The organism is Actinoplanes sp. TBRC 11911 (assembly GCF_012933445.1).
Taxonomy (GTDB): domain Bacteria; phylum Actinomycetota; class Actinomycetes; order Mycobacteriales; family Micromonosporaceae; genus Actinoplanes.
In genome coordinates, this window is sequence record NZ_JABBNC010000004.1 from 44,947 (window position 1) to 60,920 (window position 15,974).

Sequence of the window (15,974 nt, forward strand, 5' to 3'; positions counted from 1 at the left end):
CCCCGCGACTAGTAAGCCCGGCGCACCGCCGCGGCGATACCCGCGGCGTCCAGCCCTTGCGACGCCAGCAATGCCCCACGGGACCCGTGATCCATGAACTCCTGATCTAAGCCGAGCACCTCGACGCGGCTGCCCGGACAGGCCCGGATCACCGACGCCCCGAAGCCGCCGGCCACCCCGCCGTCCTCAATGGTCACCGTCAGCCGATGACCGGCCACCGCCTCCACGAGCTCCGGCGCCAGCGGCAGCACCCAACGCGGATCGACCACCGTCACCGCGATGCCGTCGAGCTCGAGTTCCCGTGCCGCCTCCAGAGCGGCCCCCGCCAGCGGCCCGGTCGCGAGCATCAGCACCGACGCGTCCGGCGACGAGAACAGGACGTCCGACTCTCCGATGTGGTCGATCGCGGGCAGCGGCGCGCCCACGTCGGCCTTCGGGAAGCGCAGCACCGCAGGGCCCTCGAACGACACCGCCTCGGCGAGCAACCGGCGCAGCGTCTCGCCGTCGCGGGGTGCGGCCACCCGCACCCCCGGCACGATGGCCAGCAGCGACAGGTCCCACATGCCGTTGTGCGACGGCCCGTCGCTGCCGGTCACACCGGCCCGGTCCAGCACGAACGTCACCGGCAGCCGATGCAGCGCCACGTCCATCAATAACTGGTCGAATGCCCGGTTGAGGAACGTCGCGTAGACGCACACCACCGGATGCATGCCGCCCATCGCCAGACCGGCCGCGGAGGTGACCGCGTGCTGCTCGGCGATGCCCACGTCGAAAATCCGCGACGGGTACGCCGACGCGAACTCGCCCAGCCCGGTCGGATGCAGCATCGCCGCGGTCACCGCGACCAGGTCCGGCCGGGACGCGGCCAGCTGCACCAGCGCCGAGCCGAACACCGACGTCCAGGACACCCGGGCCGGCGCCGACACCGAGGCGGACGAGGACGGCGGCGGGCTGATCGCGTGCATCCGGTCGTACTCCTCGGCCTCGGCGGCCGGATAACCCTTGCCCTTGACCGTCAGCACGTGCACGACCACCGGCCGCTTCAGTGAACGCGCCGAGACCAGGGCCGCCGAGACCGCGCCCACATCATGACCGTCGATCGGCCCGATGTACGAAAGGCCCAGGTCGGACAACAGCGAGGGCAGCGCGGAATGCGCCGACCCCACGGTGGGGGAGTACGAGCGGCCGTTGTCGTTGAGCACCACGATGACCGGCCGTTCCGAGCAGGCGCCGATGTTGTTCAGCGCCTCCCAGCACATGCCCCCGGTCATCGCGCCGTCGCCGACCACGGCCACCACCGCACGGTCCGGAGCGTCCTGCAGTGCGAACGCCTTCGCCAGCCCGTCGGCGTACGAGAGGGCTGTCGACGCATGGGAATTCTCCACCAGGTCGTGCGGGCTCTCCGCACGCCTGGGGTACCCGGACAACCCGCCCGCCTGCCGCAGCGAGCTTAGAGCCGACACCCGCCCGGTGAGCATCTTGTGGACGTAGGCCTGGTGGCCGGTGTCCCACACGATGGCATCACGCGGGGAGTCGAAGACCCGGTGCAGGGCGATGGTCAGTTCGACCACGCCGAGGTTCGGGCCGAGGTGCCCGCCGGTGCGGCTGACCGTGTCGATCAGCCGCCGGCGGATCTGAGCGGCGAGCACCGGCAGCGCGTCGACGGGCAACGCGCGTACGTCGGAAGGGCAGTTGACCATCTCCAGGTTTACTGGCGGGGTTATCTGCAGAGTCATGGCTACACGCTCACGGCGGCGCGCAGCGACTCCTTGAGAGAACCCATCGTGGCAATGACCGCCGTCGGCTCGTATCCGCAGTGAGCCATGCAGTTCGCGCAGCGCTCGTCCTTACCGCGGCCGAACTGCTCCCAGTCGGTGGTCTCGATGAGCTCCTTGTACGTCTTGGCATACCCGTCGGCCAGCAGGTAGCACGGCCGCTGCCAGCCCAGCAGCGAGTACGACGGGATGCCCCACGGCGTGCACTCGAGTTCCTTCTTGCCTTCCAGGAAGTCGAGGAACACCGGCGAGTGGTTGAGCCGCCACTTCTTGCGCCGTCCCTGGCTGAACGCCTTGCGGAACAGCTCCCGCGTCTCCTCCACGGCCAGCCACTGCTCCTGGTCGGGAGCCTTCTCGTACGCGTACGCCGGGCTGACCTGCATGTTGTCGACCTTGAGCTCGTCGTTGAGGTAGTCGAGCACGTCGATGACGGTCTGCGGGCTGTCGGTGTTGAAGAACGTGCTGTTCGTCATCACCCGGAAGCCGGCGTCCTTGGCCTGCTTGATCGCGTCGACCGCCTGCTCGAACACGCCGTCCTTGTTGACCGAGAGGTCGTGGCGCTCCTTGAGGCCGTCCACGTGGACCATCCACGCGAAGTTCTTGTGCGGCTTGAACTTGTGCAGGTGCTTGGGCAGCAGCACCGCGTTCGTGCACAGGAACACGATCTTGTTGCGGTCGAGCAGCTGCCGCACGATCTCGTCGATCTGCGGGTGCATGAGCGGCTCGCCGCCGGCGATGGAGACCATGGGCGCGCCGCTCTCTTCGATCGCGCCGACCGCCTGCTCCACCGGCATGCGCTGCTTGAGCAACGTGTGCGGCTGCTGGATCTTGCCGCAGCCGATGCATGCGAGGTTGCATGCGAACAGCGGCTCCAACTCGACGAGAAGCGGGTACTTCTTCGCACCCTTCAGCTTCTGCTTGATCAAATACTGGCCGAGCCGGACTGTCTGGCGGAATGGCATCCCCACGCCTAGCTCACCTCCTTGGGCAGTGCGAATTGGACGTTCTCGGCGCCGACGCGGGATTCGCGGGCCGTGACCGGGCCAAGCCCGGCGAGGCCGGCGACGACGTCGTCGACCAGATGCGGCGGGGCGGAGGCCCCGGCCGTGATGCCTACGGTGCGGACGCCGGCCAGCCAGGCGAGCTCGATCTCGCCGGCGTCCTCGACCAGGTGCGCCCGCGCTCCTTCACGCGCGGCCACTTCGACCAGGCGTACCGAGTTGGACGAGTTCTCCGAGCCGACGACCAGGACGAGATCGGCGGATCGGGCGATGGCCCGCACCGCCTGCTGCCGGTTGGTCGTGGCGTAACAGATGTCCTCGCGGCGCGGCGCGTGCAGCGCCGGGAAGCGGGACCGCAGCACCGACGCGATCTCCTCGGCCTCGTCGACCGCGAGGGTGGTCTGCATGGCGTATGCGACGCGGCCGGGATCGTGCGCGGTGACCCGCTCGGCCGCGGCCACGTCCTCGACCAGCACGATGTCGGCGGGCGCCTCGCCGAGCGTGCCGACCACCTCCTCGTGGTCGCCGTGCCCGATGAGGAACACCGTCTCGCCCCGGCCGGCGTACCGCTTGACCTCGCTGTGCACCTTCGTCACGAGCGGGCAGGTGGCGTCGATGACGTCGAGGTCGCGTTCGCGGGCGGCGGTGCGCACGGCCGGTGCGACGCCATGGGCGGCGAGCACCACCGTCGAGCCGGGCGGCACGTCCTCGATCTCGTCGACGAAGATCGCGCCCAGCTCGCGCAACCGCCGCACCACGTGGGCGTTGTGCACGATCTGCCGCCGCACGTAGACCGGCGTACCCCGCTGGTGCAGGGCCCGCTCGACCACCTCGATGGCCCGTTCCACGCCGGCACAGAAGGATCGCGGCGCGGCCAGCAGAACCTCGCGGCCACCGATCGCCTCGGCCCACTGCCGCAGCGCCGGCGTCGCGGTCCGCAGAGCTTTCAGCGCCCGTACGCCGCGGCCCAGCATCGCCGGCGACCACAGCGGCGCCCCGACCCCGTCGGAGATGGCCCGCACCGCCGCGAAGGGACGGTCCCCGGCCGCGACCCGCAACCGTTCCGTCTCCATGTCGACCGCGAGCGCGTTGTAGGCCCGGCGTTCGGCCCCGGTCACGATGTGGTCGCTGGTGTGAATCGGTCCGATATGGACCGTCAAGCCGAGTCGTCGCAACGCCCCGGCCAGCAACGGCGCCGACGCGTCCGGCGCCACCACCACGTCGCCCGGCCGCACCGACGGACCCAGCCCGCCGGCCACGCCCGCCACCAGGAACGCGTCACCGTCGGGCAGCGCCGCGCGGGTGCCCATGCCGAGCCGCACCGACCCGGGCACGGCCCAGCTCTCGATCGACAGCGGCGTTCCGATGACGGCGGTCATGAGCGGCTCGCCACGTAGCGCCCGAGCGCGGTGATCGGGAAGACGATCCGGTACAGGTGGTAGTTGAGGTAGAAGTCGCCGGGGAAGCCGGTGCCGGTGAACTGGGGCTCGTCCCACGACCCGTCCACCTCCTGGCTCTCGACCAGCCAGGCGACACCGCGCTCGACCGCCGCGTCGGCGCCACCGGCGGCCATCAGCGCGAGCAGCGCCCACGCCGTCTGCGAGGCCGTCGTGGTGCCCCGGCCGCGCCAGGCGACATCCACATAGGAGCGCAGGTCCTCGCCCCAGCCGCCGTCCTCGTTCTGGTGCTCGAGCAGCCAGCGCACCGCGCGGCGGATCGGCGGCGACGCCGGGTCCACGCCGGCCTCGACCAGCGCCGGAACGACAGCGCCGGTGCCGTAGACGTGGTTCGCGCCCCAGCGGCCGAACCACGAGCCGTCGTCCTCCTGGTTCTTCAGCAGCCAGGCGATACCGCGCCGGGCCGGCGCACGGTCCGCCTTGCCTTCGGCCGCGAGCATCTCCAGCACGTGCGCGGTCACGTCGGCCGACGGCGGGTCGACGACCGCGCCGAAGTCGCAGAACGGCAGCTTGGTGGGCAGCGCGCTGAGCTGGTCGGCGTCGAACGCGGCCCAGCCACCGTCCTTGCTCTGCATGCCGACGGTCCAGTCGACGGCCCGGTCGACCACGGCTCGCATCGCCGGGTTGTCGCCGGCCACCCGGCGCAGGCCGAGTACGATCTCGGCGGTGTCGTCGGTGTCCGGGTAGTTGACGTTGGCGAACTCGAACGCCCACCCGCCCGGCGCCAGGGCCGGGCGGCGCACCGACCAGTCGCCCTTGACCGTGATCTCCTCGCCCACCAGCCAGTCCGCGGCCTTCGCGATGGCCGGGTCGTCGGCCGGCACGCCGGCGTCGAGCATCGCGATGACGGCCAGGCCGGTGTCCCAGACCGGCGACTGGCACGCCTCGAGCCGGCGCACCACACCGTCCGGCGTGGACTCCCGGATGAGGAAGCCGTCCAGCCCGTCGAGGCCTTTCTTGACCGCCGGATGGTCCAGCGGATAGCCGAGCAGGTGCAGCGCGAGCAAGGAGTACACCCACGGTGGCTGGATGCCGCCCCAGCCGCCGTCCGCTTCCTGCCGGGCCAGGATCCACGCCACCGACTGGTCGATCGCCTTCTGTCGCAGGCCCTTCAGCGGCTTCTTGGCGTACGCGTGCAGGACTTTGTCGAGCCGGTTGAAGGCGCCCTTCCAGGTCCAGACAGCGCCGGTCGGCTTGACCCGGCGGCCGGTGCGCAGCTCATCGATGCCGAACGGCAGCGGCCGCACCGGCTGCAGCGTGCTCACGATGGTCAGCGGCACCACCGTCTGCCGGGCCCAGCAGCCCCAGTTGTATTTGTTCAGCGGGAACCACTTGGGCAGGAAGACGAACTCGGGTGGCATGTTCGGCAGGTCCGCCCAGGACCACAGGCCGAACAGGGCCAGCCAGATCCGGGTGAACACGCGCGTCTTCTCGACGCCGCCGTGCGCGAGGATCCACTCCTGCGCGCGGCGCATGTGCGGCTCGGCCACCGCGTCGCCGGCCAGCCGCAGCGCCACCCAGCTTTCCACCGTGCAGGACAGTTCCGGCGGGCCGCCCTCGAAGCTGGCCCAGGTGCCGTCGTCGCGTTGCTGCGAGCGGATCCACCGCGCGGCCTGCGCCGTCTCCTCCTCCTGCCGGATGCCGAGGAACTCGCGCAGCAGCAGGTCCTCGGCGTCCATGGTGACGTTGGTCTGCAGTTCGCCCTTCCACCAGCCGGCCTCGTCCTGCAGTCCGCGCAGGTAGCGGACCGCGTCGTCGAGCGCGTCGGCGGTGGCTCTGGTACGGACCTGGGTGGTCACTCAGACCTCCCGGTCCACGATGAAGTGCCCGAGCGCGACGAGGTCGGCCCGCACCGTCGGCGGTAATACGACGGAGTCCAGCGCGTCCTCGGCCATCCGCATGCGCCGGGCCGCCTCGTCGAGGGCCCACTGTTTGCCGCCGGCCGATTCGATGGCGTCGGCCCGCTTCTCCAGGTCCTCCGGGTCGATGAGCGCGATCGACGTGTCCTGCGCGAGCGCGTAGCTTACCGGCAGCGACTTCTTGCCGGCCCGCAGATCAGAGAAGACCGGCTTGCCGGTGACCGCCGGGTCGCCCCAGATGCCGAGGACGTCGTCGACGAGCTGGAAGGAGAGCCCGACCTGCGCGCCGTACGTCTCCAGCGCGTGCACCGTCTCGTCCGGCGCCCCGGCCAGCACCGCGCCGATCGCCGCACTGGCCGCCATCAGCGACCCGGTCTTGCCGGCCGCCATCTGCAGGCACTCCTCGACCGTGACGCTGTCCCGTTCCTCGAACGAGAGGTCCTGGACCTGGCCGCGGATCAGCTCGCGGGTCGACCTGGCCAGCATCAGCGCGGCCCGCGCCGAGGTGGGCAGCCCGCTGTCGAGCAGCACCTCCTGGGCCAGCCCGAGCAGCGCGTCGCCGGACAGGATGGCGCTGGAGCTGCCCCACAGCAGCCAGACCGTGCACCGGTGCCGGCGCTGCTCGTCGTGGTCCATCAGGTCGTCGTGCAGCAGCGAGAAGTTGTGCACCAGCTCGACCGCGACCGCCCCGCTCAGCCCGATCTCGGCGGGACCGCCGGTGGCCTGCGCGGACAGCAGCGCCAGCGCCGGGCGCACCGCCTTGCCACCGCCCTTGTCCGGCCGCCCGTCGGCATCCACCCAGCCGAAGTGGTAGGCGGCCTGGTGGCGGGTGGTCGCGTCGAGGCGGTCGATCGCGGCTCGCATCGCCGGGGTGATGGCGTCACGGCTGCGGTGAAGGCTTTCCAGCACGGTCGTCATGGCGCAACACCGTCCAAGGTAGACATCGTTGACATGTGGTGGAGAAGCCCGTGAGCGGCCGTCTCGCCGCTGCGCACCGCGCCCTCCATGGTCGCGGGCCACCCGGTGTCGGTCCACGCGCCCGCCAGCCAGAGCCCGGGCAGCGCGGTGGCCGCCGGCGGCCGCAGTTTCGCGGTGCCGGGCGCGGAGCGGAACGTGGCGTGCCGCTCCCGGGTGACGAAGAAGTCGCGCACCTCGGCGCCGCGCGCGGCCGGCAGCAAGGCTTCCAGCGCGGGCAGCATCCGCTCGCGCAGGTCGGCGACCGGGACGTCGATGAGCTGGTCGGCGGCCGACAGCGACACCGCGATGTACTGCCCCTCGGTCAGCCCGGAGTGCGAGGTGCGGTCGAACACCCACTGCAGCGGCGAGTCGATGGTGGCCACGAACGGTTCGTCGAGCACCCGGCGGTCGTAGACGACGTGCACGTTGACGATCGGGGAGGTGCCGAGCTCGCCGCCGGCCGGCACGACGCCCTCCGGGAGCAGCTTCGCCGCCACGTCCGGCGGCACGGCGGAGACCACCTGGTCGAACCGCTGGCCGTCGACGTCCCAGCCGGTGCCGGCCGGGCGGACCGCGGTCACCTTGGCCGAGGTGTGCACCGTCACGCCCAGGCCGGACAGCACACGCTGCGACGCCGTACCGTGCAATTCGCCCAGCGGAACCAGCGACCAGCCGATGTCGGCCGCGTCGGAGTCGGTCAGCAGGCCGGTCTGGAAGACCTTGGCCGCCAGGGCCAGCGACGCCTCGTCGGCTCGCGCGTTGAGGGTGGCGATGCCGACCAGGTCCCACATCGTCTCGATGGCCCGGCGGCTCTGGCCGTGTGCGGCCAGCCAGGAACCGAAGCTCTGCTCGTCGGTGGCCGGCGCGGTCAGCTTCACCCGGCGCAGCGCCAGGGCGGCGGTGCCGAAGCGCAGCCGCTCGAGCACGGTGAGCGGCGTGTAGCCGAGCACCGAGCGGGCCAGGTGAAGCGGCGCGGGCAACGGGTCGCCGCGCAGCCACACCGGATCCTGTCCGGGCGAGACGATCGGGATGGCCAGCTTCGGTTGCAGGTACACGCTGCCGGTGACGCCGAGCCGGTCCAGCAGGCCCAGGTACGCCGTGCAGCAGCGCAGGAAGACGTGCTGCCCGTTGTCGATGTCCAGGTCGCCGCGCTTGAACGAGTGGGTGAGCCCACCGAGCTTCGGCCTGCCCTCGAACAGGGTGACCCGGGCGCCGCCGTCCGCGGCGCGCACGGCCGCGGCGATGCCGGCCAGGCCCCCGCCGATCACGGCAACGTTCGTCACGAGGCCCTCCCGGTGAGCGAGCGCAGGGCTACGCCGATCTTCTCCCGGCCGGTGAGCGAGAGCCGCTGGGTGAAGACCAGGCTCGGCTGGTCGTCGATGCGGTTCAGCAGCTGGCGGTAGATGCCCGCCATGGCCAGGCAGGAGGCCTTGCTGCGCCAGTCCAGCAGCGGGGCCAGGCGCAGGCCGTCGCGATACCAGCGGCGGTTGCGTTCGCCCGCGAAGTGGATCAGCGCGCTCAGCCCGCCGCCGGCGTCGACCAGCGCGCCGTGCTCGTCCAGCTTGAGGTCGACCCCGAACCGGTCCAGGTCCTCTTGCGGCAGGTAGACCCGGCCGCCGTTCATCAGGTCCTCGCGGATGTCACGCAGGATGTTCGTCTGCTGCAGCGCGATCCCCAGTTGGTCGGCGTAGCGCGCGGCCTCCGGGTGCGGTTTGCTGCCGAAGACGGCCAGACAGACTCGGCCGACCGCCCCGGCCACACATCGGCAGTAGGTGACCAGCTCGTCGAACGTCTCGTAGCGGCGGCCGGTGACGTCCATCTCGACGCCGTCGATCAGCTCGTCGAACGCGCCCAGCGGGATCGGGTAGCGCCGGGCCGCGTCGGCCACCGCGACCAGGACCGGATCGGTGCTGGTATCGAGCGCGGCCAGCTCGCCGCGCAGCGCCCGCAGCGCGCTCACCTTGTCCTCGACCGGCAGGTCGCCGTCGCCGATGTCGTCCATCCGGCGGGCCAGCGCGTAGACGGCGCACAGCACGGCCCGTTTGTCCTCGGGAAGCAGCCGGATCCCGTAGTAGAAGTTCTTCGCCTCCGTCTTGGTGATCTCCTCGGTCGCGGCGTACGCCTCGGCGAGTGTGTTGGTCATCGGGCTACCTCCGCGATGAGATGCCGCAGCACGTCGCGCTTGCTCGGTTTCGGCGTGCGCGCGAGCACGTCGTAGTCGCAGCGCCGGAGCGCGTCGACCGTGGCGAGACCGCCGGCCAGGAAGCCGCCCACCGACAGCCGGGCCCAGCCGCGCAGGCTCTTCACCAGCGGCGCCCCTTCGCGCAGGAGCGACTCGGCTCGATCGGTCTCAAAAGCCAGAAGCTTGCGTACGGCGTCCGGCGTGCTCGATTTGTCCAGGTCAGCCGGGGTGACCCCGAATCGGGCCAGGTCCTCGGCGGGCAGGTAGACGCGGCCGTTACGCCGGTCCTCGGCCACGTCCTGCCAGTGCTCGACGAGCTGCAGTGCCGTGCAAATAGCGTCAGACCATGCCACTCGGGCCTGCGTCGTGACGGAAAACACATCGAGAACTATTCGGCCGACCGGGTCGGCCGAGAGGGTGCAGTACGCGCGTAGGTCGTCGAAGGTTCGGTAGCTCTTCACCCGTTGGTCCTGACGGTTCGCCTCGACCAGTCGAAGGAACGGCTCGGCGGGCAGTTGACAGTCCCGGACAGTGCCGGCCAGACGCACCAGAACGGGCGTTGAAGGCCTGCGTCCGGCCCAGATAAGGTTCAAGTCGGTGGCAAACGCATCAAGGTTCGCCAGTCGGTCACCGAGGGACTCATCACCCAGGTCGTCGACCGTCCTGGCGAAGCCGTACACCGCCTCCAGATGCTCGCGATGACGCCGCGGCAGCACGCGCAGCGCAACCGGAAAGTTCTCCGCATGCTGTCTGTCCTTTATGGTCACCGGCGGAACAATGACCCCCCTTACTTCCCCCACCCCTTGATGCTGCTCTGCGGGAGGGGCCATGATCTGCGCAGTTAGAGGTGGTTATTGCGCGGCTTTTTGTCACGTACGCACAAAACCCCGGTAGGTAGTGGATGCGTTCATCTGAATCCGTCGACGACGGCAAGGAACCGTTCGGCTGGCCTGGGCGAAGCCCTGAGCTGGACGCGTACCTCGACCGGATCGGCCAGGAACCCAAGCTGCACGAGATGCTGCCGGTGCTGTTCCGGCGGCTCCCGGAGATGCTCGACGAGGTCCGGGTCATGCTCGCCAACAGCTGGCCGGACTATGCCGAATTCCTGGCGCAGGAGCAGGCCGAGGTCACCGGCGCGGCCGAGGCGTTCATGCTCTGGCTGATCGACACGGCCGAGCACGGCGGCGCCGAGAGCCTGCGCGAGCGGCCGGTCGGCAACCAGCTCGAGCTGTTCGAGGAGATCGGCCGGGTGCAGTGGCGGGAGGGCCGGGAGGTCTCCACGCTGCTGTCCGCGTACCAGGTCGGCGCCCGGGTGGCCTGGCGCTACGTCTCCGGTGCCGCGCTGGAGACCGGCGTGGAACCGGACACCCTGGCCGCCTTGGCCGAAGCGGTGTTCGCCTTCGTCGACCAGCTCTCCTCGGCGTCGGCCCGCGGTTACGTGATGGAACAGTCACTGAACGTGGCCGAGCGGGAGCTGCTGCGCGACGAACTGGTCGAGCTGCTGCTCTCCGACCGCTCGGACAGCACCGCCGTGCGGGCCGCCGCGATCCGGGCCGGCTGGACCCTGCCGCGCGAGGCCGCGGTGATCCTGCTGGCGGTCAGCAGTGCGATGGGTCACGAGGTGCTCAACCGGCTGGACAGCTCGTGCCTGATCATCCACCGGCGGGCGTTGCTGGGTGCGATCGTGCCGGACCCGGTGCGGCCGGGCCGCCGGCAGCGGCTGAGCACCGCGCTGGCCGGGACCGGCGCGGTGGTCGGGCATCCGGTGCCGTTGGAGCAGTTGCCGGTCAGCGTCCAGTTCGCCGAGCTGACCGCACGTCTGAGAGCCGGCGGCATCCTCACCGACGACCCGGTGTTCGTCGAGGACCACCTGGACGCGCTGATCGTGCACCGCGACGCCAAGCTGCTCGAGGCGCTGCGCGAACAGGCCCTCGCGCCGCTGGCGAGGCTCGCCCCGACCACCCGCGAACGCCTGAGCGAGACGCTGGGCGCCTGGTTAAGGCACATGGGCGACCGGCAGGCGGTGGCCGCCGAGCTGCACATCCACCCGCAGACCGTGCGCTACCGGATGAGCCAGCTGCACGCCGCGTTCGGCCGGTCGCTGGACGACCCGGCCACCCGCACCCGGCTCACGCTCGCGCTGGCCTGGGGCACCGCGGCCGAGCCGAACCTGCAGGCGCCGGAGTCAGACGGCACCCCGCCCCCGCAGGGCCGCCGGCGCAAGGCGGTCTGAACCGCTCGCCCACAGCTCGTCGTAGACGATCCGCATCGCGGCGGCCAGCGTCTCCGCGTCCTCGACCAGCGCGGGGTCGACGGCCACGCCGACCGACAGCCAGCCGTCCCAGCCCAGCGCGCCGACCGCGATCGGCACCCGCGGGGCGAGCGGCAGGATCGGGTACGCGTGGGTGAGCGGGGCACCGGCCATGCTGAGCGTTTTGTCCGGTCCGGGCATGTTGGAGACGATCGCCTGGAACACCCCGCCGCCGTAGACGGTCCTCGCGAACCACGCGTGCCCGGGCACCGGCAGCACCGTACCGGCCGCCCGCATCGCGAAGTTCGAGGCCAGCGTGCGGGACCCGCTGTAGAGCGAGCGGCTGCGCTGGTGGATCTCGGCCAGCCGGGCCAGCTCGCCGCCGTCCATCGGGCCGAGCGGCACCTCGGTCATCACGGCGGCGGTCAGGTTGCCCTCGGCGGCCGCGTCCGGCGGCCGGACCATCAGCGGGACGGACACCCGTAGCAGCCCGTGCGGGGCCTCCGGCGCGGCGATGCTCAGCCCCCCGGCGACCATGGTCATCAGGATGTCGCTGAGCTTGACGTGCTCGCGCCGGGCCAGCTTGCGCGCCTCGACGAGCGGAATGTCGACGGTGGTGAACCCGCGGGCCGAGGCGTTGCCGGTGGGCAGCTTCACCTTCGGGAAGCCGTCGGTGGCCAGTTGCGCGATGCCGACCGTGGTCGCGGCCGCGCGCCGCAACCCCGAGGGCACCCGCTGCGGTGGGAGGCGGGGCGTGTAACGCGGCGAGAGGATGTTCAGCGACTGCGTCACCGTACCGACACCGTCGGCGATCACGTGGTGCACCAGGAACAGGCCGGCCGCCCGGTTGCTCTCCACGCCGTGCGCGACCACGAAGCGCCACATCGGACGATCTCGCGGGAACGGCTCGCCGGCGATCTCGGCCACCAGCTCGTGCAGCGCGCGGAAGCCGCCGGGGGTGCCGTCCGGGCGGGTCAGGTCGTAGAGCGGAACGTGCCAGTCCCAGTCGATCTCGTCCCGGTTGACCTCGACCCAGCGCGGCCGGCGCCAGCGGCCGCGGAACTCGAGCCGCTGATGGAATCGGGGCAAATTGTCCAGTTGGTCCCGGATGGTGGTGACCACGTCCTCGTGCGCGTAGTCGCTCTTCGAGGTGTCCAGGATGATCAGGCCACCCACGTGCTGCGCGGCCACCGGCGACTCGACGTACAGGAAGAACGCGTCCGGGGCGGGCACCTCGTCCGGATCTCGGGTGATCAGCTTGGCGACCAGCGCGCCGACCAGCACCACGACCACGGCACCGACCGCGTCGAGCAGGTAGTGGTTCGCGGTCGCCATGATCACGAACAGGGTCACCGCCACGTGCACCAGAGAGATTCCCTGCACCGTACGCGTGTGCTTGATCTGGGCCAGCGCCACGCTCACCCAGAGCGCCCACGCGATGTGCAGCGACGGCATGGCGGCCAGCTGATTGGCGTGCGTGACCAGCGGCGAACCCCACGACCCCCAGGTGCGCCCGTCGGCGACCGTGTCGACGAAGCCCGCCTCGGCGAGGAAGCGGGGCGGCGCCATCGGGTAGAGCCAGAAGGTCGCGATGGCGAGCACGTTCATCACGACGAACGAGTTACGCATCTCGCGATATCGGTCGGGCCGCCGCAAATACAGCCACACCAGGGCAAGGGCGGCGGACAGGAGATACGTCGTGGCGTACTCGTAATTGGCCAGCGTGCGCAGGAGATCATGCGGCGCCAGCCATCGGTTGAGCGCCGGCTCGATGTCGATGTGCAGCCAGCGTTCGAGTTCGAAGATGTCCCTGCTGTGGCGGTCTGCGGCGCTCTCTCGGGCCGGGCTGTGCAGCGCTTCGACGAGGCTGTACAACGCGAAGATCGCGAGGCCGATCAGTAGCTCACGCCAGGGGGAGAGACGCGCCCAGTGGGCGGCACGAGTGTCGGACTTCCCCAAGGTCACTTACGACTTTTAACATTTATCGTCGTAAAGAGCGAGGGTTAGACCGGTCACTGCCCGTCGTCGCATGGGCACAATTCAGGCGGCGGTGGGCCGCAGGCGCAACGTGATGCCCTCCATGCGGCGCAGCGCGCGGATGCCCCACGCGGCGCAGACGAAGATCGTCAGGGCGGTCAGCAGCCCGCTGAACACGCCGCGCGACAGCAGCCCGAAGTCGAGGCTGAAATGCAGCAGGCCCAGGGTCATCGCGGCGTCGATCACGCGGGAGACGCCCCAGACGATGGCCACCTGCGTGAACAGCCGGCGCACGCCCTTGTGGTGGAACAACTGCTGCGGCAGCGTCACGAAATCGCGCGCCAGGCGGATGGTGACCGGCCGGCCGATCGCCGCGCTGCCCAGGAACAGCAACGCCATGAAGATCGAGCCGACGACGGGTTGCAGCACGTAGACCAGGGCGCTGGACATCACCAACGCGAGCACCGCCCGGCCGCACAGCATGCCGGCACAGAGCAGCAGGGTGCCGGGCATGTGCTGGCCGAGCAGCCGGCGGACACCGAGCGTGAGACCGCACCACCCGATCACCGACACCATGCCCCAGAACAGCCCGGCCGTGTGCAGCAGCACGAACAGCAGCAGGGTGGGCACGGCAACCGTCTCGACGAACATGCGAGCGCCGCGGATGAGCTGCGGACGTAGCTTACCGAGCTCGATCACGATCTCGTGTACGTGCGCGAGGTGCATGTCTTTCACGTCAGTAGTCATCCAGAGTCCGGTGTCGAAGTCGGGTTCGTACTTACCTGTTCCCCAGTACGTTGCGTAGGTAACTGCGGTTCAGATTCTCGTGCGAAAACTTCTTCGGCAACATCAGTCTTGCGTACCGTTGGCGACCGCGACAAAGCTGCGACGCCAACAATGAGCAGCGCGCCCGAGACGGCCAGTGCCGCCAAGGCTCCGGCGCTGGTCGGCGGCTTGACGCGGAAGGCTAGCACCCCCAGCAGGTAACTTGCCAAAGGGTTCGTGATCGTCATGGCGGCCACCGCGGCCGACAATGATCCAGTAGCGAATGCGCCCTGCTCCAATATCAACCCGGTCATCGTCGACAGTGCGAGACAGTAACCGGGCCAATCGATAGCGGTCGCCAGGACGCCGCGATGCAAAAGATCATCAGTAGTGAGCAAGATGAGTACGGCACTGATCGCGAAACAAATACCCGCGGCTATCGACACGAGCGTGGCGTGCCACAGCGACCGGCGACCGGCGGCCGCCGTCACCAGCAGGAAGACCAGGCCCGCGGCGATCACCATGGCCAGCAGGATCCGGTAGCGATGCGGCTCGCCACCGACCGGCGCCACCTCGCGAACCGCGACGAAGACCGCCACCCCGGCGCTGATCGTGATGACACCGAACCACTCGATGAAGACCGGCCAGCGCCGGGCCCACGCGGTGGACAACGGCATCGCGAACAGCAACTGGGTGACCAGCAGCGGCTGTACCAGCGCGACCGAGCCGAAGTGCAGTGCCACCGCCTGCACCAGGAAGCCGAGCAGGTTGGTGACCCAGCCGAGCAGCCACAACGGACGCCGGACGAGCCGGCGGACCAGGTCGTATAACGGGCGAACGAGGGATTTGCTGAACAACTCGTCCGCGATGTTGTCAGCCTTCGCCGTCCTCTGCGCGACGTGCTGCTGCAACGCCGCGGAGGCCGCGAACAGGAATCCGGCGAACAGGCCGAATGCCACGGCTAGGTACAAAGCGAGACACCCCGTCTATTGGTCAGCCCGGGCCGTTACCGAACCTTGCTCCGAGCCGACGGTACATACCCGGCAGCGTTCCGCGCACGGCGACGGGCAAGCGCAACCATCCCGGCAAATACGCCTCCGCGCCGCCTCGCCGGATCATCGCGACGATCCGGTCGGCCACTCGTTCTGGCTGGATGGGACGCGGGCTTTTTCGATCGTACGGCGCTCCCCGTCGATCGAAGTACGAGGTGTTGACCACACCGGGGATGACCACGCCGACCCGTAACGGGCTGCCGTGCAGTTCGAAACGCAGGCTCTCGGCGAACGCGTCCAGCCCCGACTTGGTGGCCGAGTAGACCGCTTCGCCGGCCACGCCCATCTTGCCGGCGATCGACGACACGTAGATCAGGTAGCCGGGGCGGTCCGTCATGGCCGGCACCAGCACACGGGTCAGCTCGATGGGCGCGGCCAGGTTGACCGCGAGGAGAGTTTCCGCAGCGTGCGGCGGCATTTCGGCGAACGGGCCGGCCCAGCCGAGGCCGGCGTTGGCGACCACGATGTCGACCCGGCCGGCGGCGGCCAGCGCGGCCTCGGCGAGGCGCGCGCCGGCCCCCGGCTCGGCCAGATCGGCGATCAGCGGCGTGGCGTCGAGCTCGGCCAGGGCCGCGGCGTCCCGTCCGTGGGCCAGCACTTTCGCGCCGCCCGCGGCGAGCCGCCGGGCCACTTCCCGGCCGATTCCGGAGGACGCTCCGGTGACCAGCGCCACGCTCCCATCGATCCGCACGCGATCA

At 70.3% G+C, this 15,974-nt stretch carries 13 protein-coding genes; 1 reads left to right on the forward strand and 12 read right to left on the reverse strand.

The window, feature by feature from the left end; translation table 11 throughout:
* Positions 1–8: 8 nt before the first annotated feature.
* The 8 genes from HH310_RS07960 to hpnC form a co-directional block, all read right to left on the reverse strand.
* On the reverse strand, positions 9–1,736 hold the full coding sequence (locus HH310_RS07960; RefSeq protein WP_169174786.1) for a 1-deoxy-D-xylulose-5-phosphate synthase: 1,728 nt from the start codon (positions 1,734–1,736) through the stop codon (positions 9–11).
* Between the two features lie 2 nt (positions 1,737–1,738).
* Entirely contained in the window at positions 1,739–2,737 is a 999-nt protein-coding gene (gene hpnH, locus HH310_RS07965; RefSeq protein WP_211191926.1) for an adenosyl-hopene transferase HpnH, read from the reverse strand.
* 8 nt (positions 2,738–2,745) lie between these two features.
* Positions 2,746–3,696, reverse strand: a complete 951-nt coding sequence (ispH, locus tag HH310_RS07970) for a 4-hydroxy-3-methylbut-2-enyl diphosphate reductase (RefSeq protein WP_396027501.1) — start codon at positions 3,694–3,696, stop codon at positions 2,746–2,748.
* Positions 3,697–4,151: 455 nt separating this feature from the next.
* Positions 4,152–6,032, reverse strand: coding sequence for a squalene--hopene cyclase (shc, locus tag HH310_RS07975; protein WP_169174789.1), 1,881 nt, complete (start codon positions 6,030–6,032; stop codon positions 4,152–4,154).
* Positions 6,033–7,010, reverse strand: coding sequence for a polyprenyl synthetase family protein (locus tag HH310_RS07980; protein ID WP_169174790.1), 978 nt, complete (start codon positions 7,008–7,010; stop codon positions 6,033–6,035).
* Positions 7,007–8,332, reverse strand: a complete 1,326-nt coding sequence (gene hpnE, locus HH310_RS07985; protein ID WP_169174791.1) for a hydroxysqualene dehydroxylase HpnE — start codon at positions 8,330–8,332, stop codon at positions 7,007–7,009. The genes HH310_RS07980 and hpnE overlap by 4 nt, the downstream gene beginning before the upstream one ends.
* On the reverse strand, positions 8,329–9,192 hold the full coding sequence (gene hpnD, locus HH310_RS07990) for a presqualene diphosphate synthase HpnD (RefSeq protein ID WP_169174792.1): 864 nt from the start codon (positions 9,190–9,192) through the stop codon (positions 8,329–8,331). Before hpnD ends, hpnE begins: the two co-directional genes overlap by 4 nt.
* Complete coding sequence (gene hpnC / locus HH310_RS07995) at positions 9,189–9,998, reverse strand: squalene synthase HpnC (protein ID WP_211191903.1); 810 nt, start codon at positions 9,996–9,998, stop codon at positions 9,189–9,191. Before hpnC ends, hpnD begins: the two co-directional genes overlap by 4 nt.
* 134 nt (positions 9,999–10,132) lie before the next feature.
* Between hpnC and HH310_RS08000 the strand changes: the two genes are divergently transcribed.
* On the forward strand, positions 10,133–11,464 hold the full coding sequence (locus HH310_RS08000; protein ID WP_211191904.1) for a CdaR family transcriptional regulator: 1,332 nt from the start codon (positions 10,133–10,135) through the stop codon (positions 11,462–11,464).
* On the opposite strand, the gene HH310_RS08005 is transcribed toward HH310_RS08000, so the two are convergent.
* The 4 genes from HH310_RS08005 to HH310_RS08020 form a co-directional block, all read right to left on the reverse strand.
* Positions 11,417–13,447 (reverse strand): phosphatase PAP2 family protein, encoded by a 2,031-nt coding sequence (locus HH310_RS08005; protein WP_169174794.1) that lies wholly within the window; start codon positions 13,445–13,447, stop codon positions 11,417–11,419. The genes HH310_RS08000 and HH310_RS08005 overlap by 48 nt on opposite strands.
* Positions 13,448–13,522: 75 nt before the next feature.
* Entirely contained in the window at positions 13,523–14,206 is a 684-nt protein-coding gene (locus HH310_RS08010; RefSeq protein ID WP_211191905.1) for a hypothetical protein, read from the reverse strand.
* Positions 14,203–15,195 (reverse strand): DMT family transporter, encoded by a 993-nt coding sequence (locus HH310_RS08015; RefSeq protein ID WP_169174795.1) that lies wholly within the window; start codon positions 15,193–15,195, stop codon positions 14,203–14,205. Before HH310_RS08015 ends, HH310_RS08010 begins: the two co-directional genes overlap by 4 nt.
* A gap of 22 nt (positions 15,196–15,217) precedes the next feature.
* Complete coding sequence (locus HH310_RS08020) at positions 15,218–15,967, reverse strand: SDR family oxidoreductase (RefSeq protein ID WP_169174796.1); 750 nt, start codon at positions 15,965–15,967, stop codon at positions 15,218–15,220.
* Positions 15,968–15,974: the final 7 nt, after the last annotated feature.